Source organism: Bifidobacterium sp. LH_426, assembly GCF_056356875.1.
The window spans coordinates 48,186-73,063 of record NZ_JBKEVB010000009.1 but is presented as its reverse complement, the minus strand read 5'-3'; the positions used below and the strand labels follow the sequence as shown (position 1 = coordinate 73,063).

Sequence of the window (24,878 nt, the reverse complement as noted above, 5' to 3'; positions counted from 1 at the left end):
TCGGCCTCGCCAGTCGGTTCAGTGGCGCACGTCCATGATGTCGACGCGCACCTTGTGGTCGGACAGCGCCTGGATCACGGTGCGAATCGCGTTGGCGGTGCGACCGGAACGGCCGATGACGCGGCCGATGTCCTCCGGGTTGACGCGCACGCGAAGCAGTTCGCCGCGCGCGTTCTCATGGGACTTGACGGACACGTCGTCCGGGAAATCGACGATGTTCTTGATGAGATGTTCCACTGCCTGTGCGAGCATTCCAATCAGCCTTTCTATGCAGCATTGCCTTCGACCACGGGTCGCTGATTACTCAGCCTACCGCGTCGAAGGCAATGTCGTCGTCAAGTACGCCTTGCGGCGTGGCTCACTCGGCCTCGGCCGGAGCCTCGGCTTCCTCAGCCGGGGCCTCTTCGGCGGCGGCAGCGGCCTCAGCCTCGGCCTTGGCCTTCGCCTCGGCTTCGGACTTGGCGGCCTTGAGCTTCTGGGCCTCGGCCTCGACGGCCTCGACGCGGGCGGCGGCGTCCGGGCCGGCCTCAACGGTCTTCAGGGTGCCCTCGGCACCGTCGAGACCCTTGAACTTCTGCCAGTCGCCGGTGATGTTCAGCAGCTTGTAGACCTGCTCGGTCGGCTGGGCGCCGACGCCGAGCCAGTACTGGGCGCGCTCGGAGTTGATCTTGATCGTGGAAGGCTGGGTGTTCGGATCGTAGGTACCGATCTCCTCGATGGCGCGGCCATCGCGCTTGGTACGGGAATCCATGATGACCACGCGGTAGAACGCGTAGAACTTCTTACCCATGCGCTTCAGACGAATCTTGGTTGCCAAAGTGGCTCTCCTTAAAAATATCAGGGGTGTGTGTTCGGTTCGCATTGTGGGGCGCAGCTCGCCGAGCCCACGTGTTCCTCGCGGCACGGGGTGTAGAGGGCGCCACGCACTCGCGAATAACCGGTTCATTATAGCGCCGTGCCCCGGACTCGCGACACGCCTATGCGCGTGCTTCGGTACGTGCGTCTCTACGCGCGCACCGTGAGGCGGGCGGTCAGCGCGAGATGGTCGGTTTCGGGGATCTCGAACGATGCGACGGCGTCGAAGTCCGCCCCGCGCGTGGCGAGGATGTGGTCGAGTTCGATGCGCGGCCACTTGAGCCAGCGGGGGAACGTGAGGTTCGGTCCCTTCGCCTGGGTGAGGCTCGCGTCGTGGAATCCGGTCTTCAGCAGCGCGCGGAAGCTCGGATGCTCGGTGGAGGAGTTGAGGTCGCCGAGCACGACGGCGATGGCGTGGTCCTCCTGCTTCGCGGCCTTGGCGAGTCCACCGAGACCGATGATGCCCGCCGACCATTCGCGCGGCCCCCTCATCGGCGACTTCGGATGCGCGGACGCGAATGTCACGTCGCGTCCGCCCGCCATCGGCAGGGTGATTGACGGCACGTCGGCCGCCGGGATGGCGATCGCGTCGGATGTGGCGTCGTCCGGTTCGACGCGGGAGAGGATCACGTTGAACCCGCCGTTGTCGGTCTCCTTCGACTCGCCGGACTGGCGGTAGGGGAGCAGATTGGCGATGCCGGCCGCGTCGAGACGCGCGAGCAGGTCGTCGGTCGCCTCCTGCAGCGCGAGCACGTCGACGCCGCGCATGCGCGCCTCGCGCGCGATCGCGGCGGCGTCGGCGCGTCCGTAGCGGCAGTTGAGCGTCATCAGCGTGAGCGACGACGGCGGTTCGGCGGGTGACGTTTCACGCGATGTTCCACGATCGTCGGAATCCGTTTCACGCGACGTTTCACGGGATGCGTCACGCGCCATGGCCTCGGTGCGGCGCTCCCGCCGCGGATGCGGGTCCGTGCCCCAATACGCGATGCGGCGGGTCGAAGCGGACAGGGCGACGCCCAGCAGACAGCACATCGGACCCCACGCGTGGATGATTCCGGCGACCACGGCGCAGGCGACGAGCGGCACCCACAGGAACGGGATCAGGGCGATCATGTACGGGAACGGCATGCGCGCCTCCATGCCCGCGGGCAGCTCGCTGAGCAGCACCCACAGCATGCCGACGATCATCACGCCCCAAAGCAACCAGACCAGCATGAACAGACACCTTTCTTGAGGACAATTAAATAGGCCCCCTCGTCGAGGGGGCTGGCAGCCGTAGGCTGACTGGGGGAGAGACCGACCAAGGATGGACTACCCCTCAGTCGCCTTCGGCGACAGCTCCCCTGACAAGGGGAGCCGAGACGTGGTCTACCGGAGCAGGCCGGCCAGGCCGCCGCCGAGGTTCGGCGGGAGTTCGCCGCCGTTCGCGTCCAGCGCCTGCTGGAGGCCGGCGGGCAGGGCCGGGTTCTGCGGCTTGGCGAACGCGGAGCCGCCCGACTTCTTGCCGGACAGACGGTCACGCAACGCCTTCTCCTCGGCCTCGCGCTTCATCGGATTGCCGGAACGGCCCTTCTTGTTCTTGTTCTTGCCCTTGGCCTTCTTGTTCTTCTTGCCGCCGCCCATCGAACCGCCGAAGCCGGGCACGCCGCCGCCCAGACCGGCCTTGTTCGACATGCGCTTCATCATCTTCGCGGCCTGCTCGAACCGCTGGAGCAGCGCGTTGACGGCGGAGACCGTGTTGCCGGAGCCATAGGCGATGCGGGCGCGGCGGGAGCCGTTGATGATCTTCGGGTTGCGACGCTCCTCGGGCGTCATCGAACGGATGATCGCCTCCGTGCGGTCGATCTCGCGCTCGTCGAACTGCTCGAGCTCCTTGCGATGGGCCGCCATGCCCGGAATCATGCCGAGCAGCGACTTCATCGAACCGAGCTTGCGGACCTGCTGCAGCTGCTCGAGGAAGTCGTCGAGACCGAACTCGCCCTCGGCCATCTTCGCCGCGGCCTCGCGGGCCTGCTTCTCGTCGAACTGCTTCTGCGCCTGCTCGATCAGGGTGAGGATGTCGCCCATGTCGAGGATGCGGGATGCCATGCGGTCCGGGTGGAAGACCTCGAAGTCCTTCAGTCCCTCGCCGTTCGAGGCGAACAGGATCGGCTTGCCGGTCACGGACGCGACCGACAGGGCGGCGCCGCCGCGCGCGTCGCCGTCGAGCTTGGACAGGACCACGCCGGTGAAGTCCACGCCCTCGTCGAACGCCTTCGCGGTGCGCACCGCGTCCTGGCCGATCATCGCGTCGATGACGAACAGGATCTCGTTCGGGTTCACGGCGTCGCGGATGTCGCGCGCCTGCTTCATCAGCTCCTCGTCGACGCCGAGACGACCGGCGGTATCGATGATGACCGTGTCGTACAGCTTCTGCTTGGCGAAGGCGATCGAATCGCGCGCCACCTTCACCGGGTCGCCGGTGGTCTGGCCCGGCGCGGACACCGCGTCGCCGCCGTCTGACTGCACGCCCTTCTCCGGGGCGTACACCGGCACGCCGGCGCGCTCGCCCACCACCTGGAGCTGGGTGACCGCGTTCGGACGCTGCAGGTCGGCCGCGACCAGCAGCGGGGTGTGGCCCGCGTCCTTGAGCCAGTAGCCGAGCTTGCCGGCGAGCGTCGTCTTGCCGGCGCCCTGCAGACCGGCGAGCATGATGATCGTCGGCGGGTTCTTCGCGAAGTTCAGCGGACGGTCCACGCCCGCGCCGAGGATCGCCGTCAGCTCCTCGTTGACGATCTTCACGACCTGCTGCGCCGGGTTCAGCGCGTCGGACACCTCGGTGCCGAGCGCGCGTTCGCGCACATGCGCGGTGAACGGGCGCACCACTTCGAGCGCCACGTCGGCGTCGAGCAGCGCGCGGCGGATCTCGCGGATCGTGCCGTCGATGTCCGTTTCGGAAAGCTTGCCCTTGCTCTTCAGATGCTTGAACGCATTCGAGAGCTTGTCAGTCAAAGAACTAAATGCTGCCATAATGGGCAACAGTCTAGCCGTGGCGGGGGAAAACGAAGGGGCACCTTCCTTGCCTCCCTCTGACGAGGGAGGTGGCCGAGCGAAGCGAGGTCGGAGGGAGAGACCGGTCGACCCCGTTCACAGTCTCTCCCTCAGGCGCGGCATCCGCCTACTTGAGGCTCCAGGTGGAGCCCTGCGGGCCGTCCTCGATGGCGATGCCGGCTCCGGCCAGCGCATCGCGGATCGCGTCCGCCTTCGCGAAGTCCTTCGCCTTGCGGGCCTCGGCGCGTGCGGCCAGCTGCTCGCCGATCAGCTTCTCCAACGCCACATGCTCCGGCGACTCGCCGGCGCCGTCGCCAGCGCCGCCCGCGGCTCCGGCGGACACCCACGGCTCGGCCAGCGGGTCGAGGCCCAGGGTATCGAGCATCGTGCGCACGGCGACGAGCGAGGCGCGCACCTCGGCGCGGGCCTCGTCCGAGTCGGCGTGGTCGGCGAGCTTGGAGAGCAGCGTGTTGCCGGATCGGATCGCCGTGAAGATCGCGGCGGTCGCGCCGGAGACGTTCACGTCGTCGTTCATCGCGGCCGTGAAGTCGGCGGGCAGATCGTCGGCGGAGACGGCCTCGATCTCGTCGCGCGCGGGCTGGCCGCCCAGCGCGACGCCGGCGCGTTCGATGAAGTTCGCGATGCGGTCGTACGCGGCCTGCGCCTCGACGAGCGCCTGATCGGACCACTCCAGCATCGAACGGTACTGGACGGAACCCAGCGCGTAGCGCACTACCCACGCGGAATGTTCGGCGAGCACGCTCGGCACGGACAGGCCGGTGCCGAGGGACTTCGACATCTTCTCGCCCTTCGCGGTGACCCACGCGGAGTGCATCCAGCGGGCGGCCGAATCGTAGCCGGCGGCGCGCGTCTGCGCCATCTCGTTCTCATGGTGGGGGAAACGCAGGTCGAGGCCGCCGCCGTGGATGTCGAATCCGTCCTTCAGGTAGCGGTGGCTCATCGCCGAGCATTCGATATGCCAGCCCGGGCGGCCCACGCCGAACGGGGTGCTCCAGCGGGCGTCCTGAGGATCGGTGTCCTTCGGGGCCTTCCACAGGGCGAAATCACGCGGGTCGTGCTTGTCGGGGGAGGCATCGGCCGGATCGACCGGATTGTACTTGTCGTCGCCGGCGGCGTCGACGGACGGGCCCATGCGGTCGGCCACGGCCGCCGCCTCGTCCACCTCGGCGGTCTGCTTCTGGTGCGTCAGCTCGCCGTAGTGCGGCCACGACGCCACGTCGAAGTACACGTTGCCGGTCGGCTTGCCGTCCGCGTCGGTCACCACGTAGCCGTGGCCGTTCGCGATGATGCGTTCGATCAGGTCGATCATATCGGACATGTGGCCGGTCGCGCGCGGCTCGACCGTCGGCGGCAGCACGCCGAGCGTCTCGTAGGCGTGCGTGAACTCGCGCTCGTAGTAGTAGGCGCGCGCCCACCACTGCTGGCCCGCGGCGGCGGCCTTGTCGAGGATCTTGTCGTCGATGTCCGTGACGTTCCTCACGAACGTGACCTTGTAGCCGAGCTTGAGGAACCACCGACGCACGATGTCGAACGCGACGGCGGCGCGGATGTGGCCGATGTGGGGCGACGACTGCACCGTCGCGCCGCACACGTAGATGCCCACCTCGCCGGGCTTGATCGGCGTGAACACGCTCGTCGTATGCGAGGCGGTGTCGTAGAGCTTGAGGCCCGCGGCGGCCTTGGCGACCTTCACCGGAGTGAACGCGCTCGGCATCACGGAAGTGCTGAAATCATGCGGTTCTTGGCTGTTTCCCATAAGTCAACAGAGTATGTGCGGACGGCGACGGGCGCAACCGGATGGCCGACGCGCCCGTCGTTTACGTGGGTCGTGCCACAATAGGAGACATGACGCCACAAGTGCTTGTTCTGCAACATGTCCCATGGGAGAAGCCCGGCCGCATCGCCACCGCCTTCGACGAGATCGGCCTCGGCTATCAGATCCTCAACGTGGTGGACAAGAAGAAACCCGACCTCCCCTCGTTCGACGAGGTCGCCGGCCTGGTCATCATGGGCGGTCCGATGGGGGCCACCGACTATGACAAGTATCCCGGCCTGAAGGCGGAGGCGAAGCTGACGCGCGCCGCCATCGCCGTGAACAAGCCGGTGCTCGGCGTATGCCTCGGCCACCAGATCATCGCCACCGCGCTCGGTGCGAAACTGCACCGCGGCGAACAGCCGGAGATTGGGTTCGCGCCGATCAAGCGCGTCGACAAGCACGACTACTTCTCCATGTGGGACAAGCAGATCAATGTGCTGCACTGGCACAACGACGTGGTCGGGCTCCCCGAGGGCGCACAGCTGCTCGCCCGCTCGCCCCTCACCAAGGTGCAGGCGTTCCGCGCCGGATCGGCCCTCGGCCTCCAGTTTCATCTCGAGGTGAGCTCCGCCCTGATGGAGGAGTGGCTCGACGAGCCGAGCATGGTCAAGGACCTGAAGGCCGCCGGCGGCTCTAAGTCGAAGCTGCGCGAGGACTTCGCGCAATACAACCCGCTGCTGCACCCGCTCGCCGACCAGGTGTTCACCGGGTTCGCCGCCCGCTGCAACAGCTACGCGCGCCGTCTCGTCCGCGAGGCGAGCGCGAACGCCCCCAAGGACCCGGTCATCTGCTGATTTCCCCCGCCTTTCCATCCCATGGTGCGGTAAACCCCTCATGGTGCGGTGAGCGGGAATGGCGTCATTCCGCCATTATGGAGAAAGTGTGTTGCCGCACCATGGGAGAAAGAGCGCACCATGGGGTGCGGGAGGGGTGCCGTGGGGCGTGAGGGGCGGCGATGCCCGGTGGTGGCGCTAAGTTAGTGGCTTATGCCGACTTACGATATTGGACTGGAACACGTTTCGCTCGCCTTCGCCACCAAGACCATCTTCACCGACGTGACGCAGGGCGTGTTCGAAGGGGACCGCATCGGCATCGTCGGCCGCAACGGCGACGGCAAATCCACGCTGCTCCACCTGTTCCGCGGCACGCAGGAGCCGGATTCCGGCCGCGTGACGAAACGCGGCGGACTCACGTTCGGCATGCTCGACCAGCGCGATCCGCTCGACGACGACGCCACGATCCGCGAGGCCGCGCTGGAGGGGCGCGCCGACTACGAGTGGGCGTCCGACAACACCTCCCGCGAGATCGTCGAGGCGCTGCTCGGCGGCATGAGCCTCGACGCGAAGGTCGGCTCCCTGTCCGGCGGCCAGCGCCGCCGCGCCGACCTCGCCCGACTGCTCCTGAAAGACTGGGACATCCTCGCGCTCGACGAGCCCACCAACCATCTCGACGTCGTCACCATCCACTGGCTCGCCGAACACCTGAAGAACCGCTGGTCGAAGGGCGCCGGCGCGCTGCTGCTCGTCACCCACGACCGCTGGTTCCTCGACGAGGTATGCGAATCGATGTGGGAGGTGCACGACGGTGTCATCGAGCCGTTCGAGGGCGGCTACTCCGCGTACATGCTCCAGCGCGTCGAACGCGACCGTCAGGCCGACGTGCGCGAGACGAAGCGCCGCAACCTCGCGCGCAAGGAGCTCGCCTGGCTGTCGCGCGGCGCCCGCGCCCGCTCCACCAAGCAGAAGTTCCACGTCAAGGCCGCGCGAGAGCTCATCGCCGACGTGCCGCCGATGCGCAACACGCTCGAGCTCAAGCAGATGGCGACCTCGCGCCTCGGCAAGCAGGTCGTCGACCTCGTCGACGTGACGCAGATCTTCGAGAAGACCGACGTCGAAGTCGATCCGGACGCGGCCGCGCTCGCCGAATCCGCCTCCCGTGTGGACGTGGTGGAACCGATGTACGCGGAACCGCAGTTGCACGGCTCGGTCGAGGTGGCCGTGACCGATATGACGGACCCGCGTCTGGTCGACGCCGGCGTGCCCGAGGCGGTCGCCGCCGCCGAGGAGGCGCGCGCGAAGGCCGAGGCGGAGGGCGGCGCCGCGACGTCGGACGACGATCGCGCTGTGCGCCGCAGGAACACCGGCGGCGAGTCCATCGGCGTGGACGCCTCCGCGGCGGGCGCGGACGGCGGCGCGGCCGACGGTTCCGGCGACGGCACGTCCGCCGCGCGCAAGGTGACCGTCTCCGGCCGTGAGATCCTCGACGACGTGACATGGCTCATCGGCCCCGGCGACCGTTTCGGCATCGTCGGCGCGAACGGCGCCGGCAAGTCCACGCTGCTCAAGCTCATCGACGGCACGCTCACGCCGACCGTGGGCCGCGTGAACATCGGCAAGACCGTGCGTTTCGCCGTGCTCTCGCAGCGTCTCGACGAACTGGAGAAGCTCGGCAAGTACAAGATCAAGGAAGTGCTGTCGCGCTACAAGCCGAGCTACATCGTCGACGGCAAGGAGGTCACGCCCGGCCAGCTCATGGAGCGTCTCGGCTTCGAGTCGGCGCAGCTGATGACCCCGATCCGTGACCTGTCCGGCGGTCAGAAGCGCCGTATGCAGCTGCTGCTCATCCTGCTCGACGAGCCGAACGTGCTCATCATGGACGAGCCCGGCAACGATCTCGACACCGACATGCTCGCCGTGATGGAGGACCTGCTCGACACGTGGCCGGGCACGCTCATCGTCGTCTCCCACGACCGCTACCTGCTCGAACGCGTCACCGACCAGCAGTTCGCGCTGATCGGCGGCAAGGTGCGCCATCTGCCCGGCGGCGTGCAGGACTACCTCGACATGGTCGAGAGCCTGAAGAACGGCAAGGGGCTGCCCGAGGACACGCCCGGTTTCGCCGGCACCGGCGGCAAGAGCGGACGGAAGAGCACCTCTTCCTCCCCCTTGCAGGGGGAGGTGTCGCCACGCGACGGAGGGGGTAGCGCCGTCGAGGGAGCCGAGGACGCAGCCGCCGCCCCGAAGCTCACCGGCAAGGCGTTCCACGAGGCTTCGAAGCGCGTGGCCGCCATCGAACGCAAGCTCGCCAAGCTGGAGGAGAGCAAGTCCGAGCTCGAAGCGCAGATGGCCGCGCACGATCCGAGTGATTACGAGGGGCTCAACAAGCTCAACGAGCAATTGCAGGCCGTCACCGACGAATCCGACGCGCTTGAAACCGAATGGATGGAACTCTCCGAACAGCTCGAACAGTAGTCGGGGCGGGCGGTCAGTCTCGGGCGAGCCTCCGCAGAAACTCCGCGGACGTCAATCCCTGGTCGATGGCCGCGTAGGCCAATCCGACGATGCCCGCCCGCGCCTCGTCGTCGCAGGATTCGATGCGCAGCGGCGCGGCGGCAAGCGGCTGCGCGCGGGCCCATACGCGCTCGCGCACACCGCTCATCAGCAGTTCGCCGCAATGGGACAGCTCCCCACCGACCACGATGCACGACGGATTGAGCATGTTGACGCAGGCGGAGACCACATCGCCGATCAGACGTCCCGCCTGACGGACCAGCCGCACCGTCTCGACATCGCCATGCGCGGCGAGATCGACCACGTCCGCCAGTGTGCGCGCCGGTTCGCCGGCATCCTGCAGCGCCTCCAATACGGCCCAGCCGCCCGCGGTGGCCTCCACGCAGCCGAGATTGCCGCATCGGCATGGGCTTTCCGCGCCGGTCGCGCCGAACACGTGGATGTGGCCGATATCGCCTGCGCCGCCGAACGCGCCGTGCATGATCTCGCCGTTCGAGACGATGCCCGCACCCAATCCCATACCCGCGTGGATGTACAGCAGGTCGGCGACCATGCGCTCGCCGTCGGCGGCCATCCGGTGCGCCTTGCACAGGGCGCGCACGTTGGCGTCGTTCTCGACGAACGCCGGCACGTGGTAGCGCGCGGAGAAGTGGTCGCGCAGATTATGGTTCTCCCAGTGGCGCATCACCGGCGCCTGGATGATGTTGCCGGTGGCGGTCTCGACGCGTGTGGTCACGGCGATGGAGCCCGCGCACAGACGATACGGGCCGGTGGCGCCGTCATCGCCGGTGTCGGCCAGCAGCGCGTCCGCCGCCGTCTCGATCAGATCGAGCGCATGCTCCGGTTCGTCCTCGGCGCCGGTCCCGATGGTCCGGACCGCGGTCGGCACGCCGGCGAGATCGCACAGGGCGATCGTGGTGACCGTGGTGGCGATGTCGATGGCGAGGATGACCGCGCATGACGGATCGAACGTGAATCCCTGTGCCGGGCGTCCGCCGGTTCGGCTGGGCATGGAGAGTGGTCGGACGATGCCGATCGATTCCAATTCCTCGATGCGTCTGTTCACGGTCGGACGCGCCCATCCGGTCGCCGCGCCGATCTCGCTGCGCGTCATCGGGCCTCGCGTGCGCAGTTGGGTGAGGAGTTCGACGGCGCCGTCACCGAGTTCGGGTTGTTCCACGGGCTTATTCATATCAGTTAGCATAGCGCATCACTGTATTGACAATATCTTCACAATAATTGCTTCTATTTTGTATAGCACTATACAAAACTATGGTACATTTATGTACTACAAGGAGAGCAATGGAAGGCGGTGAAGCTTCCGGGGCACTCCAAGGCAAACACATGCGGATGCCGCAACCCGCACATTCCACAGGAGGAAACGACGATGACTGTCCATATCGCAGATTTCGAAGAAGCCAAGTCCCGCGTCGCCCAGCTGCTCGCAACCCATGAGCGCGTGATCCTCGGCATCGTGGGCGCGCCGGGCGCCGGCAAGTCCACGCTCGCGCAGCTCCTCGCCGAGGCGTTCGCAGAAGGCGTGCCCGGCGGCGATGCCGAGCCGAAGGACCATTTCGCCGCATGGGTGCCGATGGACGGCTACCATCTGGCCGACGTCGAACTCAGGCGTCTGGGCCGTCTGGAGCGCAAGGGCGCGATTGACACGTTCGACGCGCGTGGCTACCGCTCCCTGCTGCGCCGCATCCACGAGGGCGAGGACGGCGTCATCTACGCCCCGATGTTCGAGCGTGACCTGGAGCAGCCGCTCGCCGGTGCGATTCCCGTGTTCCCGTGGACGCGCCTCGTCGTCACCGAAGGCAACTACCTGCTCGATGAGGCCGACGCGTGGCAGGACGTGCGCGCGGCCATGACCGAGGTCTGGTACGTCGACGTCGACGACGAGCTGCGCCGCGAGCGACTCGTCGAACGCCATATCAGGTTCGGCAAGACTCCGGAGCGGGCGCGCACGTGGGTCATGGAGGTCGACGAGGTCAACGCCCGCCGCATCGCCGCCTGCCGCGACCGCGCCGACGCGACCGTCTCCCTGCCGCCGCTCGACCTGTGAGCGGACGGGGCGGTGTGGTGCGCCGCCGGTGCCCGCGCGCTACCGGCGGCCGTGCTCCCACGGATTGACGAGTGTGACCCCGGTGCCCTCGAAATCCTTGACGTTGCGCGTCGCCACGGCCGCGCCGTGCGCCCGCGCAATCGCCGCGATCATCGCGTCCTGCATGCCTATGGGGTGCCCTGATGCCCGTCGTGTGGCGACGATGGCGGCGTAATATGATGCGGCTGCGGTATCGAAAGGCAGTGTCCGCTGCCGGAAGTTGTCGATGATCGCCGACGTGGTCTGTTTGAGTGTCTCCTTCCTGCGTGATTCCGGCAGCAGGGCGATGCCATACAGCAGCTCGGCGATGGTGATACTTGTGGTGTGAAGGGTCTGAAGGCGTTGTGATATGACCCAATCGCGGACGTTGACGTTCATGGGACTTCTGCTGGTGACTTCGCTGATGACGTTGGTGTCAAGGACGGTGATCATCATCGTCCCCGCAATCGTCATCGTCGTCTCCAAGGCCGAGGTCTACGGAACGTGGCCCGAAATCGTAGGTATTGCGCGGCGGGCACAGCTCCTCGTCCGGTCCGAGGCCTTCGCCATCGAGCAGACGCTGCATTTCCGCCACGAGATCGGCGGAGGTGGTGATGCGGTGCGCCAGATACTCGGTGGTGCAGTCCTCCAGCAGCGAACGCACCTCCGCCTCCATCGAGCGGTTGTTGTCCTTCGCCATCTTCTTCAGCGTGGCCAGACAGTCCGCGGGCACCTTGCGGACTGTGATGGTGCCGGTCGCCTCGCTCGTGCTCATCGTCGCCTCCTCGCCGTTTCGTCATGGCAGCCCCTCGTGCTGTCATGATGCAGTCATATATGCAAGCACAATGCTAGCAGATGAATGCCAAGGAAAAGGGGGTTTGGGAATGTCTCGCGACACTCCCAAACCCCCTATGTCCCCTATGCGTGGGTCACCCAATCGGCGGCAGGCCGATGACTGAACTCAGCGGCCGGTGATCTCCGAGCCGAGGACCTTCTCGCTCAGCGCCTTCGGGCCGCGGGTCACGGCGACCGCGCCGGAGCGGACCAGTTCGATCACGCCGTAATGCTCCAGCAGGCCCAGCAACGCGTCGATCTTGCCTTCTGCACCGGTCGCCTCGATGGTGAGCGACTCCGGGTTCACGTCGACGACGCGCACGCGGAACAGGCGCACGATCTCGAGCACGTCGGAACGGTTGGACTCGTCGGCGGCCACCTTGATGAGCACGAGCTCGCGCTCCACCGTGGTGTTCGGTTCGAGTTCGACGATCTTCAGCACGTGCAGCAGCTTGTTGAGCTGCTTGATGATCTGCTCGAGCGGCACGGCCTCCACGTCGGCCGTGACGGTCACGCGCGAGATGTCCGGGCGCTCGGTGGGGGAGACGGACAGCGAGTTGATGTTGAACGCGCGGCGAGCGAAAAGCCCCGCGATGCGCGCCAGCACGCCCGGTCGGTTCTCGACCAGCACGGACAGCGTATGGCGTTCGGAACCGGGCTTGGAAGCAGGATAGTTCGCGGGCATGTCAGTTCTCCTTTCCATCCGACGCGGCGGCGGTCGCGGTATCGGCGCCGGCGGCGGCCTCGCGGGCCTCCTCGGCGGCGTTCACGTACGCGTCGCCCTCGGTGTCGTCCAGCAGGGGCTTGACGCCCGGCTTGTACGTCACCTCGTCGTTCGACGCGCCGGCGGCGACCATCGGCCACACCATCGCGTCCTTCCACACGCGGAAGTCGATGAGCACCGGACGGTCGTCGATTGCGTTCGCCTTCTCGATGGCCTCGCGGGCCTCCTCCTCGGTGAACACGCGGAACGCGACGCAGCCGTAGGCCTCGGCCAGCTTCACGAAGTCCGGCACCTCGAGCGGCAGCTCGCCGGCGGCAGCCTGCGCGTCGCCCTCGGCGCCGTGCGCCTCGCCGTCGAGCAGGTTCGTCTGCGAGTAGTGGTGGTCGTAGAACAGGGTCTGCCACTGGCGGACCATGCCGTACACGGAGTTGTTGAGCAGCGCGATCTTCACCGGCGTGCGCGCGAAGAACGCGGCCGCCAGCTCCTCGCTGGTCATCTGGAACGAGCCGTCGCCGTCGATGAGCCACACCGGCTTCCTGCCGTCGAACTCGCGGGCCGAGCCCACGGACGCGCCGATCGCGGCCGGCAGGCCGTAGCCCATCGTGCCGAGGCCGCCGGAGGAGATCCACGACTTCGGGTTCTCGAAGTCGATGAACTGGGACGCCCACATCTGGTGCTGGCCCACGCCGGTCACCCAGATCGTGGACGGGGCGGCCATGTCGGAGAGGGTCTTGACGACCCACTGCGGGGCGAGCGAGCCGTCGGTCGGTTCGTCCCACGTCATCGGGTACTGCTTGCGCCAGTAGGCGATGCGGTCCCACCACGGCTTGTGGTTCGGCTTCGGCGTGATTGCCTGCGCGCGTTCGATCTCCGGGATGAGGTCGTCGAGCACGGTCGCCACGTCGCCGACGATCGGCACGTCCGGCGTGCGGTTCTTGCCGATCTCCGCCGGATCGATGTCGATGTGGATGACGCGCGCGCCGGGCGCGAACGCGTCGAGCTTGCCGGTCACGCGGTCGTCGAAGCGTGCGCCGATCGCGACGAGCAGGTCGCAGCGCTGCACGGCGCCGGTGGCCGCCACCGTGCCGTGCATGCCGAGCATGCCGAGGTTGTGCGGGTCGGAGTCGGGCACGATGCCGCGTGCCGGCAGCGTGGTGACGATCGGGGAGTCGGTGAGTTCCGCGAGACGCTTCACCTGCGCGCCGGCGTTGGAGCGCATCGCGCCGCCGCCGACGTACAGCACCGGGCGGTACGACTGGTTGAACAGCTTCGCCGCGTCGGACAGCACGCGGCCGTGCGCCTTCGTCGTCGGGTTGTAGCCGGGCAGGATCATGCGCTGCGGCCACGAGTAATACATGTCGCCGACCTGCGCGGTCTTCGTGAGGTCCACGACGACCGGGCCGGGGCGGCCGGTGGCGGCCACGTGGAACGCCTCGGCGAGCACGCGCGGGATGTCCTGCGCGCGGGTGACGAGGTACGAGTGCTTGGAGACCGGGTAGGTCATGCCGACGATGTCGGCCTCCTGGAACGCGTCGGTGCCGATCGCGTTGACGCCCACCTGGCCGGTGATGACGACCATCGGCACGGAGTCCATGTTCGCATCGGCGATGGCGGTGACCACGTTCGTGGCACCCGGACCGGACGTGACGATGCACACGCCCACCTTGCCGGTGGCGATCGCGTAGCCTTCCGCGGCGTGGCCGGCGGCCTGCTCGTGGCGCATCAGGATGAACCGGAACTTCAGGTCGTCGTTGATCTGATGGTAGACGGGCAGGATGGCCCCGCCCGGGATGCCGAACACGTCGGTGACGCCGAGATCCTCCAGCGAACGGACCAGCGCCTGCGCGCCGGTCATCTTCTCACCGTCGACGATGGTCTGCTTGTCGCTCACGGGCGTTTTGGGCACGCCGCTGAAAGCCTGCAAAGGCGTGGGTAAAGCCATAATCCCTCTCACACTTCACTTACTGGTCCATGGCCGCCCTTCTCCGGGCGTGTGACCCGAACCGCAGGCGGCCCCGTTGCATGGAAAGCCGGGTCGTGGCCGGCTTTCGCGCGTGTTACCAGTCTATGCGTTCCGTGGATGTTTGCGAGACATGGCCCAATGGGCGGAACGCGCGTCGCCCCGGACGCGTGTGTTCCGCGCGTCCGAGGCGACGGAATCAGTCGGACAGCTTGTGCCAGGCGATCTCCGCCGCGGCCAGCTGCGCCTTGCGCTTGCTGGAGCCGCGCGCGGTGCCGAGCACCGTCTCGTCGTCGCCGAGCGTGACGCGCGCGGTGAACACCTGCGCGTATTCCGGTCCGGAGACGGACATGTGGTAGACGGGCTCCGGTCTGCCGAGCTCGTGCGCCTTCACCGTCAGCGAGGTCTTCCAGTCGAGCGCCGGGCCTTCGGTCGCGACCTCGGCGAGCGTATCGTCGACGAGACGGTGCACGACCTCGCGCGCGCCGTCGATGCCGTGTTCGACGAACGTCGCGCCAATCAGCGATTCGACGATGTCGCACAGGATCGAGCTCTTCGAGGCGCCGCCCTGCGCCGCCTCGCCGCGGCCGAGCAGGATGTACGGCTCGACGTGCAGCTTGGTGCGGGCGATCGCGCTCAGCGCCTCCTCGCTCACCGCCTTGGCCCTCATCTTCGCCAACTGGCCTTCGGTCATGTCCGGGTGGACACGGAAGAGGGTCTCGGTGGCGACGAGTTCGAGCACGGCGTCGCCGAGGAACTCGAGACGCTCGTAGTGCTTGACGCCGGGGTGCTCGTGCGCGAAGGAACGGTGGGTGAGCGCCTGCACGAGCAGGTCGGGGCTGATCGTCGTGCCCAGACGCTCCAGCAGTTCGTTCGCCGCGTCGGACGGGCCGGCGGTGCGGGTGGATGTGGTTTCGGTCATCATATGCTCCTTGATGTCCTTGGGGATTTCGCTGTCCTTCAGGCCGTTTGCGGACGGCCGCATGAAAACGGCCGCATGAAAACGGCCGCATGAAAACGGCGTGCAGCTATGCGAAAGCCCCGCCACCCGTCGATGGCAGGGCTTTCTTCATGCCGTTATTCGTGGCTATGCCGCGATGATCACTTGGCGTGACCGGGGCGGATGGCCTCACGGTAGATGCGGCCGCGGAAGGAACCGCAGCTCGGGCAGGCCATGTGCGGCAGGGCCGGCTCGCCGCAGTTCGGGCAAGTCACGGTCGCCGTAGCGGTCGCCTTCCAGTTCGCGCGACGCGAGTGCGTGTTGGCGCGCGAGGTCTTGTACTTAGGCAGTGCCATTTCAGTATCCTCTGTTTCGTTCGAACATTGAGCTTAAGCGTTCAGTACTGTAACGCACCGCCTGTACAAAGACGGTGCGCACGCCGCCGCGTGTCGTCACTCGCCTTGTCCGTCGGCCTCCAGCTGCGCCTTCAGCGCGGCGAGTCCGGCGAAGCGGATGTCGGTGGTCTCGTGGTGGTGGTCCGGGTGCTCGTTCAGGTCGACGCCGCACTGCGAGCACAGGCCCTTGCAGTCCTCGCGGCACAGCGGCTGCAGCGGCAGCTTCTCGACGAGCGTGTCGCGCAGCAGCGCCTCGAGATCGGCGAACGCTCCGCCCTGGAGCAGCGGGTACGTGTCCTCCGACTCCTCCTCGCCGGCGATGATATCCACCTCGCCCTTGCCGTCGTCGCGGCCGCGGTTCGCGTCGCGCTCGGATTCGTAGGGGAAGAACGCGGTCACGTCCACGCCCCAGTCGCGCCTGATCGGCTTGAGGCAGCGCGTGCACTCGGCGTGCACGGGCGCGGTGACGCGCGCGGTGAGGATGAGGCCGTCGACGATCGAGTCGAACGAGCCGGCGACGTGCACCGGCGCGCCCTCCTCGACGCCGATCACCTCGTCGCCGATGCCGCTCGGCGCGGGGAAGTCGGCGTCGACGGCCTTCGACTGGCCGGCGCGCGACGCGACCTGCGCGACGGAAACGGCCCACGGGGAATCTTCGGGACGGGACATGGTCCAAGCCTTTCTTTCGGTGTGTCTGTGTCTGTTGACGTGTTTGTTGACGTTCGGTCTGTCCGGGAGCATCCGCCGGTCAGCGCGACTCGGGGTAGTCGCTGATGTCGAGGTGCGGCATCTGCTCGCCCGCCGACTTGCGGCGCTCGTAGAGCACGTTGAGCCCGGCGTCCACGTCGCCGCTCATCTTCGCGAGCTGGGATCGCAGCGACTCCATCACCTTCGTCGAGTACTCGTCGGCGCCGCGCGTGAGCCGGTCGGCCTTCGTCTGCGCCGTGTTGAGGATCGTGCGCGCCTTCTGCCGCGCGATCTCGGTGACGTTCTCCTGCCCGGCGAGGAACTGCGCCTGCTCGTTCGCCTCCTTGACGATGTCGGCGGCACGGCTCTGCGCGGAGGCGACGATCGCGTTCGCCTGCGTCTGCGCGCCCTCCAGCCGGCGTTCCGCCTCGCGCATGAGCGCGGAGGCGCGTTCCAGCTGCACCGGGAGCATCTTCTTCAGGTCGCTCAGCTGACCGGCGAACTCGGCGCGGTCGATCTTCACCTGGTCGGGGAAGAAGATGCTGCCCTTCGCCTCCTCCAGCACGGCCTCCAGCCGGTCGATGATGTCGTAGACGGTGGTGAACTCGTCGCGGCTGGCGTCGATGTCGTCGTCATCGTCGTCGCCCTCGCGCAGGTCGGGCAGCGGGAACGGCGACTTGAGCACGCGTTCGTCGTCGCCCGCGTCGCTCCCGTCGCCGGCGGAACCGTCCGCACCGTCGCCGTCCGCCGGAATCGTCGGCGCGGCGACGGTGGCGGAGCCGGGCGCGGCCTGCGTCGCGCCTTCCGGCGGCGCCGGGACGGCCGCCGGAGCGGGTGACGGGACAGGCGACGGCGCGGGAGGCGCGAGCGTGGCCTCGCCTGCCGCGCCCGCATCGGACGGTGCCGGCGGCGCGATCATCGGCTCGAACGTCACGGGTGCGGAGCCGCCGTCGCCCGCCGGCGCGGGCGCGGCAGGCTGCGCCGTGAGGTCCACATAGCCTTCCGGACGCGCCTCGGCGCCGTCCGCGCCCTCCTGGTTGTCGTCTTGCGTTGCATCGGTCATGATGCGTTCCTTTCCTTCGACGCGCTTCCCGCGCGCCCACGATTGTCGGCGGCCGTCGCGTGCGCGGCCGTCACGCCCCGGCGCGTGCCTTGCGCGCGGCCGCCTCCCGCGACAGCGCCTCGGTGAGCATCGGCACCACGCAGTCGGGCACCATGCCGGTCACGTCGCCGCCGTGACGCGCCACGTCCTTGACGATGGAGCTGGAGATGTGCTCGAGCACCGGGTCGGCGGGAAGGAAGACGGTCTCCACGTCGCCGATCTTGCGGTTCACGAGCGCCATGCCGAGTTCCGCCTCGTAGTCGCCGTTCTGCCGCAGTCCCTTCACGATTACGGTGGCACCCACCTGACGACAATAGTCGGTGATGAGGCCGTCCGTGGAGGCGACGACGACGTTCGCGCAGCCGTCTTTGGCGAGGGCGCGGCGGATGATGTCGACACGGGTCTCGGTGGGGAACATCGGCGTCTTCGCCGCGTTCACCGCCACCACCACATGCACTTCCTCGAAGAAGCGCGCACTGCGTTCGATTACGTCAAGATGTCCGGCGGTCACGGGGTCGTACGAGCCGGGGCACACTGCTATGGTCATGGTTCACTAGCCTACCGCGTCGCGCCGCCAGCGTGCGGGAGGGCGCGACGATGCGGATGCGGCGGCGGTGGGCGTGTGCGACGGCGGCGGTTATGCGCGATGACGTCCATGCGCGATGACGGCAACTATGATGGTGGGCAGTATATAAGCCCGACATAAGCCCAAAATGGCCATGCAGGAGGTCGCCATGATGAACGATGATCTGAACGATGACAGGATTCCCGCCGCATTCCTCGACGCGGACACGTCGTCGCCGCTGTCCGACCCGGATGCCGGCACCGGCACCGCGGTGCTTGAACGCCCGGAGGAGAAGGAGGAGACCAGCCGCTCCGACGACGGCGACGCGGACCGTTTCGCGCACTACGTCTCGCGCGACCGCATCGCCGAATCGCAGATGACCGGCCGCCCGGTGGTCGCGCTGTGCGGCAAGGTGTGGGTGCCCAAGCACGACCCGTCCAAGTACCCGGTCTGCCCCGACTGCAAGCGCATCTATGACGAGATGCGCGGCTGGTGAGACGGCCTGGGAATTGAATCGGCCTTCGGCCGATACGATTCATTTGTGGCCTTCCGGCCGCAGTCTCTCCCCCACCCGGCTTCGCCGGGAGCCCCCTCGTCAGAGGGGGCCGGAAAGCCTCCCTCTGACGAGGGAGGTGTCAGCCGAAGGCTGACGGAGGGAGAGAAGTCCGCGGCTGGAAGGCCGCGAAAACATCGTATCGGCCGAAGGCCGATTCCTTTTCCTTGCGGCTATCGCAGCGAGATCTCGTCGATCTTGGCGAGTTCCTCGTCGCTGAACGTGGTGTTCTTGAGCGCGCCGATGTTGTCGAGGATCTGCTGCGGCTTCGAGGCGCCGGCGAGCACGGAGGTGACGACGCCGTCGTGCAGCAGCCAGGCGAGGCTCATCTCGGCGAGCGTCTGGCCGCGGGCGATCGCGATGTCGTTGAGCTCGCGGATTTGCTGGAGGCGTTCCGGGGTGAGCGCGGAGTCCTTGAGGAAGCGCGGGTCGAGGGCGATGCGGCTGTCGGCCGGCACGCCGTCGAGGTAGCGGTTCGTGAGCAGGCCCTGCGCGAGCGGCGAGAAGGTGATGAGTCCCTTGCCGAGGCGCTTGGCCGTGTCTTTGAGTCCGTTCCGCTCGATCGTGCGGTCGAAGATGTTGTAGCGGTTCTGGTTGATGACGAACGGCACGTGCAGTTCGTCAAGGATTGCCGCCGCCTTCTCCATCGTCGGGCCGTCGTAGTTGGACAGGCCGACGTACAGCGCCTTGCCGGAGTTCACGATCTGGGCGAGCGCGCCCATCGTCTCCTCGAGCGGGGTGTCCGGGTCCGGGCGGTGGTGGTAGAAGATGTCCACGTAGTCGAGGCCGAGGCGGGTCAGGGACTGGTCGAGCGAGGCGATGAGGTACTTGCGCGAGCCGTGGTCGCCGTAGGGGCCCGTCCACATCTCGTAGCCGGCCTTCGTGGAGACGATGAGCTCGTCGCGGTGGGCCTTGAAGTACTTGTTCAGCAGCAGCCCGCAGTTCTTCTCGGCCTGGCCGGGTTCGGGGCCGTAGTTGTTGGCCAGGTCGAAGTGCGTGATGCCGTTGTCGAACGCGGTGAACACGAGCTGCTTCATATGCTCGAACGACGTCAGGTCGCCGAAGTTGTGCCAGAATCCGAGCGAGACGGCCGGCAGTTTGAGGCCGGAGGCCCCGCAACGGTTGTAGGTCATGTGGTCGTAGCGGTCTTCGGCCGGCGTGTAGGTGGTGGTCGCTTCCAGCATCGATGCTCCTTGCGTGTGTTTCCGTGAATGTTCCGTGGTTACGCAATCATCGTCGCAATTCAAGTAGACTTGAACGCAAGTCGGCGTCCGCGGCGTGTCGCGCGACGGCGCGGCGCCGCGATGACGCGCGACGGCGAAAACGGAAAGGAACGGGACGACATGGCGACGTACACGATTCGCGAGGTGGCGGAACGCTTCCACATGCAGACCTCCACGCTGAGGTACTACGAGGACCAGGGGCTGCTCACGAACGTGGGGCGTGACGCGGCCGGACGCCGCGAATACGAGGAGTGCCACATCAACCGGCTGCGCGCCATCTGCTGCTTCAAGAACGCGGGCATGACCATCGAGGACCTGAAACGGTTCTTCGCCTACGAACAGGACGAGCCGGCGCATATCGACGAAATCCTCGACCTGCTCGAATCGCGCCGGAAGACGCTCGACGAGCAGCGGCGTGCGCTCGACGAGGCCGCGATGCACGTGCAGCGCAAACTGCACTACTACGGCGACATCAAGCGCGCGCTCGACGCGGGGGAGGGGTTGCCCGACTGGAAGGACTACAAGACCCGCGTCTACACCATCGACTGCTGAGCCGGTCCGGTTCTACAGGACTGAGTCGCCGTTCTACAGAACGGTGATCTCAGTAGCTGAGCCGTGAAACGGACACCCCGGTGGGGTGTCCGTAGGCGAAGTGAGCGATTGCGCTATAGGCAATCGCGAAGGATTCCTACCGAGTCGCGGTTCTACAGAACCGTGATCTCAGTCGGAATCACCGGGTCGCCGCGCATGAGGCTCTGGGCGGCGATGGGAAGTTCGGCGAGGGCCTTCGCGCGGTATTCGTGCGCGTTGACGATCGCGTCGTGGCCCTGCCACTGGTGGTCGATCTCGCCGTGGTCGACGAACGGCACGAGCAGGTCCTTCCACCCTTCCTCCGGCGTGAACGCGGCGAGCTGGTCCTCGGAGCCGGAGACCACGTGCTCCACGTCGGCGAGATTGTACTCGTAGGAGCGGTAGGCGAGCTTCCTGCCCGGCACGGTCGCCTTGTTCTTCGACTTCTTCGCGACCGTCTGCATCGTGCCGTCCGCGCCCTCGCGTTCGGTGAGCTTGTACACCATCGCGCAGGTGGGCGCACCCGAACCGGTGACGAGCATCGTGCCCACGCCGTACGAGTCGACCGGCGCGGTCTGGAGCGCGGCGAGCGCGTACTCGTCGAGGTCGTTGGTGACGGTGATCTTCGTGTTCGTCGCCCCCAGCGCGTCCAGCTGGTTGCGCACGCGCTGCGCCATCAGGGCGAGGTCGCCCGAGTCGATGCGCACGCCGCCGAGCTCCGGTCCGGCCACTTCGACGGCCGTCTTCACGGCCTCCTCGATGTTGTACGTGTCGACGAGCAGCGTCGTGTTCTTGCCGAGCGCGGCGATCTGCGATTCGAACGCCTGACGCTCGTTGTCGTGCACGAGTGTGAAGCAGTGGGCGGCGGTGCCGATCGCCTTGAGCCCGTACATCTGGGCGGCGAGCAGGTTCGCCGTGCCCTTGAATCCGCCGACCACGGCGGCGCGGGCGGCGGCCACGGCCGACCATTCGTTCGTGCGGCGTCCGCCCATGTCCATGCACGGGCGGTCCTTCGCGGCGGAGACCATGCGGGAGGCGGCGGAGGCGACCGCCGAATCGTAGTTGAGGATGGACAGCACGAGCGTCTCCAGCAGCGTGCATTCGCCGAACGTGCCCTCGATCTCCAGGATCGGCGAGTTCGGGAAGAACATCTCGCCTTCGCGGTAGCCCTTGATCGAGCCGGAGAAGTGGAAGTCCTCCAGCCACTTGATGGTCTCGGGGCTCACCACGTGCCGGTCGGCGAGGAAGCGCAGGTCCTCGTCGTCGAGATGGAAGCGCTCGAGCGCGTCGAGGATGCGGCCGGTGCCGGCGACCACGCCGTAGCGGCGGCCGACGGGCAGGTGGCGGGTGAACACCTCGAACACGCACTTGCGGTTCGCGGTGCCGTCCTTGAGGCACGCGTCCAGCATCGTGTACTCGTACATGTCGGTCATCAACGCCGGTGAATAATCCATGTTCTCTCCTTTGCCCGTTGGGGTACCGCTGTTCTCGTTGTTTTCGTTGCCAACCAGCCTACTCGCCGTCGCCCACGGTGCGCCAGTCCCCGCCCAGGTCCCGCCCAGGTCCCCGCCTAGGGCCGCCAACCTCCCATGGTGCGGTAAACGCTCATGGTGCGGTAGGCGATTTTCGTTGGAAAATGGCGGATTCGTGAAACCGCACCATGGGAGATTTACCGCACCATGGGAGTGGGCGGGGTAGGGGTGAAGGAGGCGGGGTGAGGGATGGGCGGGAAAGGACGGCCGCGTACACTGGGGGATATGAGATTCTTCGCGGGATTGTGGCGGCTGGCGATCGCCGGCATGTGCTTCGTCGGCACCTACGAGGCGTGGCATAGGCCCGAATACTGGACATACTTCACGTTCCAGACCGGATTCGCGCTCGGATTCGTGATGCTGTGGGCCGGCGCGGCCACGATCCTGAAGGGCATCCAGCCGCCCGCCTGGCTGAAGGGGTGCCTCACCCTGTACGCGATCGTCACCGCCGTGGTCGCGTTCCTGCTCATGCCGCCCGACGACCCCGCCTACGTGCCGCAGGTGCTCGGATTGATGACGAACACGTGGCTGCACCGCGTCGCGCCGATCATGGCGGTCGTCGACTTCGTGCTCTTCGACCCGCATCGCCGGTTCCAGTGGCACTACATGTTCTCGTGGCTCATCTACTTTCCCGCGTACCTCGCGTTCGTGCTCGTGCGCGCCGCCATGTTCCCCACATCGGGCCCGGCGGCCGGCGGCAGCCCGTACCCGTACGCGTTCATCGACCCGACCGCGCTCGGATGGCCGCAGTTCGGCGTCAACTGCGGCAAACTCGCCCTAGGGTTCCTTGCGTTGAGCCTCATCGTGTTCGTCGTCGACCGCATCCTGCCTGAGCGGCAGCTGCTCGGCTGAAAGCGGACGGTCCTCGGGAGACGAGCCCGTTCCGGCCAAGTGGGGTAGGCTGGGCATCATGGTTGAAATCACAGACATGCTGGGCAATCGCTCCATCACCCGTCAGGACGGACGCAAGGTCGACGAACTGCGTCCCGTGCGCATCACCCGCCACTTCACCGACGCGCCGGAGGGCTCCGTGCTCATCGAATGCGGCAACACGCGCGTCATGTGCACCGCCACGTTCACCCCGGGCGTGCCCCGCTGGCGCAAGGACTCCGGACTCGGCTGGGTGACCGCCGAATACGCGATGCTGCCGCGCGCCACCAAGGAGCGCACCGACCGCGAGTCCGTCAAAGGCAAGATCGGCGGCCGCACGCACGAGATCAGCCGCCTCATCGGCCGCTGCCTGAGGGGCGTCATCGACATGAAGGCGCTCGGCGAGAACCAGATCCAGCTCGACTGCGACGTGCTCCAGGCCGACGGCGGCACGCGCACCGCATCCGTGACCGGCGCGTACGTCGCGCTCGTCGACGCCCTGAACTGGGCGGAACGCAACCACCACATCAAGTCCGCCGACAAGGCGATCAAGGACGTCGTCTCCGCCGTCTCCGTCGGCGTCATCAACGGCACGCCGATGCTCGACCTGCCGTACGTGGAGGACAGTCAGGCCATGACCGACATGAACGTCGCCATGACCGGCCACGGCGAATTCATCGAGCTGCAGGGCACCGCCGAACACCGCCCGTTCACGCGCGCCGAACTCGGCACGCTGCTCGATCTCGCCGAAAAGGGCAACAAGGAGCTGCAGGCCGCCCAGCGCGCCGCGCTCGCCCTCGACTGAGACGATCCGACGAACCGACCAGACCCACCGAACGAAGGAACCAGCATGAAACTCGTGGTAGCCACGCACAACGAAGGCAAACTCGTGGAGATCCGCCGCATTCTCGCCGAGGATCTGGGCGACGACGCGGCGCAGGTGGAGCTCGTCTCCGCCGGCTCGCTGCACCTGCCCGATCCGGTCGAGACCGGCGTCACCTTCCAGGAGAACGCGCTGCTCAAGGCCCGCGATGTGGCCCGCCGCACCGGACTGGCCGCCATCGCCGACGACTCCGGCCTCATCGTCGACGTGATGGGTGCCGCCCCCGGCATCCTCTCCGCGCGCTGGGCCGGCGCGCACGGCCACGACAAGGCCAACAATGCGCTCCTGCTCGCCCAGATCGAGGACATCCCGGACGACAAGCGCACCGCGCGCTTCCGTTGCGCCGCCGCGCTCGTCGTGCCCGGCGACGCGGTGGACGCGACCGGCGGCGACGCCGTGGCCGCCGGGGATGCGGCCGCGCTCGCCGCCCATCACGAGATCGTCTCCGAGACGGTCGAGGTGGGGGAGATGCCCGGACGCATCATCCGCAAGGTCCGCGGCGAGCATGGCTTCGGCTACGACCCGATCTTCGTGCCCGACGACCAGCCGGGACGCACCAGCGACGACCCCGACCATGAGGGCGAGCCGCTGACCAGTGCCGAGATGACGCCGGCCGAGAAGAACGCGATCTCCCACCGCGGCAAGGCGCTGAAGGCGCTCGTGCCGGCCATCGAGGCGCTGCTGCGGTAGCGCGGGGATGCGGCGCGCGACACGCCGGGTTGCGTTTTGCGCGACGGCCCCTATACTTTTTCTCTTGTGCATGGGTAGCGAATGCTTCCCAAGCGCAAAGCCACTTTAGCTCAGTCGGTAGAGCGGCTCACTCGTAATGAGCAGGTCGTCAGTTCGATTCTGACAAGTGGCTCCAGCACCCGGATTCGGTTCGCCGAATCCGGGTTTTTCGTTTCCCCGTCCGTCTTCCGGTGCCGTGCCCCGTTTTCCCAGCCG

Annotated in this window: 24 protein-coding genes, 1 tRNA gene and 2 pseudogenes; 10 read left to right on the top strand and 17 right to left on the bottom strand. The window is 67.2% G+C overall.

The window, feature by feature from the left end; genetic code table 11:
- Positions 1-18: 18 nt before the first annotated feature.
- The 5 genes from AC1AYD_RS08940 to cysS form a co-directional block, all read right to left on the bottom strand.
- Positions 19-252, bottom strand: coding sequence for an RNA-binding protein (locus tag AC1AYD_RS08940; protein WP_034530099.1), 234 nt, complete (start codon positions 250-252; stop codon positions 19-21).
- Positions 253-358: 106 nt separating this feature from the next.
- Complete coding sequence (gene rpsP / locus AC1AYD_RS08935; protein ID WP_476503033.1) at positions 359-817, bottom strand: 30S ribosomal protein S16; 459 nt, start codon at positions 815-817, stop codon at positions 359-361.
- Between the two features lie 188 nt (positions 818-1,005).
- The gene (locus AC1AYD_RS08930) at positions 1,006-2,067 is read right to left on the bottom strand and encodes an endonuclease/exonuclease/phosphatase family protein (RefSeq protein WP_476545036.1); all 1,062 of its coding nucleotides are present in this window, start codon (positions 2,065-2,067) and stop codon (positions 1,006-1,008) included.
- A gap of 156 nt (positions 2,068-2,223) precedes the next feature.
- The gene (ffh, locus tag AC1AYD_RS08925) at positions 2,224-3,864 is read right to left on the bottom strand and encodes a signal recognition particle protein (RefSeq protein WP_476545014.1); all 1,641 of its coding nucleotides are present in this window, start codon (positions 3,862-3,864) and stop codon (positions 2,224-2,226) included.
- Between the two features lie 148 nt (positions 3,865-4,012).
- Complete coding sequence (cysS, locus tag AC1AYD_RS08920) at positions 4,013-5,662, bottom strand: cysteine--tRNA ligase (protein ID WP_476545012.1); 1,650 nt, start codon at positions 5,660-5,662, stop codon at positions 4,013-4,015.
- Between the two features lie 89 nt (positions 5,663-5,751).
- Here cysS and AC1AYD_RS08915 point away from each other — a divergent pair, with 89 nt between their 5' ends.
- The 3 genes and pseudogenes from AC1AYD_RS08915 to AC1AYD_RS08905 form a co-directional block, all read left to right on the top strand.
- Positions 5,752-6,516, top strand: a complete 765-nt coding sequence (locus AC1AYD_RS08915) for a type 1 glutamine amidotransferase (protein ID WP_476545010.1) — start codon at positions 5,752-5,754, stop codon at positions 6,514-6,516.
- 192 nt (positions 6,517-6,708) lie between these two features.
- Positions 6,709-7,809: pseudogene (locus tag AC1AYD_RS08910) on the top strand (ABC-F family ATP-binding cassette domain-containing protein); the annotation flags it as partial.
- A 129-nt stretch (positions 7,810-7,938) separates the two neighbouring features.
- A pseudogene (locus tag AC1AYD_RS08905) lies at positions 7,939-8,973 on the top strand (ATP-binding cassette domain-containing protein); the annotation flags it as partial.
- A gap of 13 nt (positions 8,974-8,986) precedes the next feature.
- Here the strand turns inward: AC1AYD_RS08905 and AC1AYD_RS08900 are convergent.
- Entirely contained in the window at positions 8,987-10,204 is a 1,218-nt protein-coding gene (locus AC1AYD_RS08900; RefSeq protein WP_476545009.1) for an ROK family protein, read from the bottom strand.
- 195 nt (positions 10,205-10,399) lie between these two features.
- On the opposite strand from AC1AYD_RS08900, the gene AC1AYD_RS08895 reads away from it, so the two are divergent.
- Positions 10,400-11,077: a nucleoside/nucleotide kinase family protein gene (locus tag AC1AYD_RS08895; RefSeq protein WP_476503038.1), complete on the top strand. Its 678-nt coding sequence runs from the start codon at positions 10,400-10,402 to the stop codon at positions 11,075-11,077.
- Between the two features lie 39 nt (positions 11,078-11,116).
- Here the strand turns inward: AC1AYD_RS08895 and AC1AYD_RS08890 are convergent, their stop codons facing one another.
- The 9 genes from AC1AYD_RS08890 to coaD form a co-directional block, all read right to left on the bottom strand.
- Positions 11,117-11,551 (bottom strand): PIN domain-containing protein, encoded by a 435-nt coding sequence (locus AC1AYD_RS08890; RefSeq protein WP_476503039.1) that lies wholly within the window; start codon positions 11,549-11,551, stop codon positions 11,117-11,119.
- On the bottom strand, positions 11,532-11,870 hold the full coding sequence (locus AC1AYD_RS08885) for a FitA-like ribbon-helix-helix domain-containing protein (RefSeq protein ID WP_476503040.1): 339 nt from the start codon (positions 11,868-11,870) through the stop codon (positions 11,532-11,534). Before AC1AYD_RS08885 ends, AC1AYD_RS08890 begins: the two co-directional genes overlap by 20 nt.
- A 186-nt stretch (positions 11,871-12,056) precedes the next feature.
- Positions 12,057-12,614: an acetolactate synthase small subunit gene (gene ilvN, locus AC1AYD_RS08880; protein ID WP_476503041.1), complete on the bottom strand. Its 558-nt coding sequence runs from the start codon at positions 12,612-12,614 to the stop codon at positions 12,057-12,059.
- 1 nt (position 12,615) lies between these two features.
- A complete protein-coding gene (locus AC1AYD_RS08875) occupies positions 12,616-14,595 on the bottom strand; it encodes an acetolactate synthase large subunit (RefSeq protein WP_476503042.1) in 1,980 nt (659 codons plus the stop codon).
- Between the two features lie 217 nt (positions 14,596-14,812).
- On the bottom strand, positions 14,813-15,535 hold the full coding sequence (rnc, locus tag AC1AYD_RS08870; RefSeq protein WP_101621811.1) for a ribonuclease III: 723 nt from the start codon (positions 15,533-15,535) through the stop codon (positions 14,813-14,815).
- Between the two features lie 179 nt (positions 15,536-15,714).
- Positions 15,715-15,909 (bottom strand): 50S ribosomal protein L32, encoded by a 195-nt coding sequence (gene rpmF / locus AC1AYD_RS08865; protein WP_476503043.1) that lies wholly within the window; start codon positions 15,907-15,909, stop codon positions 15,715-15,717.
- A gap of 96 nt (positions 15,910-16,005) precedes the next feature.
- Positions 16,006-16,617, bottom strand: coding sequence for a YceD family protein (locus tag AC1AYD_RS08860; protein ID WP_476503044.1), 612 nt, complete (start codon positions 16,615-16,617; stop codon positions 16,006-16,008).
- Between the two features lie 79 nt (positions 16,618-16,696).
- The gene (locus tag AC1AYD_RS08855) at positions 16,697-17,554 is read right to left on the bottom strand and encodes an ATP synthase subunit B family protein (RefSeq protein ID WP_476503076.1); all 858 of its coding nucleotides are present in this window, start codon (positions 17,552-17,554) and stop codon (positions 16,697-16,699) included.
- Positions 17,555-17,768: 214 nt separating this feature from the next.
- Positions 17,769-18,284 (bottom strand): pantetheine-phosphate adenylyltransferase, encoded by a 516-nt coding sequence (coaD, locus tag AC1AYD_RS08850; protein ID WP_476503045.1) that lies wholly within the window; start codon positions 18,282-18,284, stop codon positions 17,769-17,771.
- A gap of 187 nt (positions 18,285-18,471) precedes the next feature.
- Between coaD and AC1AYD_RS08845 the strand changes: the two genes are divergently transcribed.
- A complete protein-coding gene (locus tag AC1AYD_RS08845) occupies positions 18,472-18,798 on the top strand; it encodes a DUF3039 domain-containing protein (protein ID WP_476503046.1) in 327 nt (108 codons plus the stop codon).
- 230 nt (positions 18,799-19,028) lie between these two features.
- Here the strand turns inward: AC1AYD_RS08845 and AC1AYD_RS08840 are convergent, their stop codons facing one another.
- The gene (locus AC1AYD_RS08840) at positions 19,029-20,039 is read right to left on the bottom strand and encodes an aldo/keto reductase (protein WP_476503047.1); all 1,011 of its coding nucleotides are present in this window, start codon (positions 20,037-20,039) and stop codon (positions 19,029-19,031) included.
- A 159-nt stretch (positions 20,040-20,198) separates the two neighbouring features.
- On the opposite strand from AC1AYD_RS08840, the gene AC1AYD_RS08835 reads away from it, so the two are divergent.
- Entirely contained in the window at positions 20,199-20,630 is a 432-nt protein-coding gene (locus AC1AYD_RS08835; protein WP_476503048.1) for a MerR family transcriptional regulator, read from the top strand.
- A gap of 152 nt (positions 20,631-20,782) precedes the next feature.
- On the opposite strand, the gene AC1AYD_RS08830 is transcribed toward AC1AYD_RS08835, so the two are convergent.
- The gene (locus AC1AYD_RS08830; protein ID WP_476503049.1) at positions 20,783-22,102 is read right to left on the bottom strand and encodes a nicotinate phosphoribosyltransferase; all 1,320 of its coding nucleotides are present in this window, start codon (positions 22,100-22,102) and stop codon (positions 20,783-20,785) included.
- A 303-nt stretch (positions 22,103-22,405) separates the two neighbouring features.
- Between AC1AYD_RS08830 and AC1AYD_RS08825 the strand changes: the two genes are divergently transcribed.
- The 4 genes from AC1AYD_RS08825 to AC1AYD_RS08810 all read left to right on the top strand — a co-directional run bounded on the left by AC1AYD_RS08825 (position 22,406) and on the right by AC1AYD_RS08810 (position 24,798).
- Positions 22,406-23,032: a Pr6Pr family membrane protein gene (locus AC1AYD_RS08825; protein ID WP_476503050.1), complete on the top strand. Its 627-nt coding sequence runs from the start codon at positions 22,406-22,408 to the stop codon at positions 23,030-23,032.
- A gap of 58 nt (positions 23,033-23,090) precedes the next feature.
- Positions 23,091-23,855 (top strand): ribonuclease PH, encoded by a 765-nt coding sequence (gene rph / locus AC1AYD_RS08820; protein ID WP_476533045.1) that lies wholly within the window; start codon positions 23,091-23,093, stop codon positions 23,853-23,855.
- Between the two features lie 45 nt (positions 23,856-23,900).
- Entirely contained in the window at positions 23,901-24,623 is a 723-nt protein-coding gene (locus tag AC1AYD_RS08815; RefSeq protein WP_476533044.1) for a non-canonical purine NTP pyrophosphatase, read from the top strand.
- Positions 24,624-24,722: 99 nt separating this feature from the next.
- A tRNA-Thr gene (locus AC1AYD_RS08810) sits at positions 24,723-24,798 on the top strand.
- Positions 24,799-24,878 lie beyond the last annotated feature (80 nt).